Source organism: Chryseobacterium sp. SIMBA_028 (assembly GCF_046535285.1).
GTDB lineage: Bacteria > Bacteroidota > Bacteroidia > Flavobacteriales > Weeksellaceae > Chryseobacterium.
The window spans coordinates 1-260 of record NZ_JAWRWZ010000460.1 but is presented as its reverse complement, the minus strand read 5'-3'; the positions used below and the strand labels follow the sequence as shown (position 1 = coordinate 260).

Annotated in this window: 1 pseudogene; it reads left to right on the top strand. The window is 35.4% G+C overall.

Annotation, left to right across the window (positions count from 1 at the left end):
- Positions 1–260 (top strand): annotated as a pseudogene (locus SCA31_RS24120) (single-stranded-DNA-specific exonuclease RecJ); the annotation flags it as partial.

The window sequence follows — 260 nt, the reverse complement described above, 5'->3', positions numbered from 1 at the left end:
GACCGGCGAGAACAGAGTTTTGGCCAAAATGGGACTTAAAATTCTTAGAAAAACGAGAAATTTAGGTTTAAGATTATTAATTCCGGAAGATAAATTATCTCATTTCGAGATTTCGAATATTGTTTTTGAAATTGCTCCGAAAATCAATGCTGCAGGAAGAATTTCTCATGGAAAAGCTGCTGTTCAGTTGATGGTTTCGGATAATTTGAAACACGCCAACCAAATTGTTGGTGATATTATGAACCTCAACGATGAAAGAC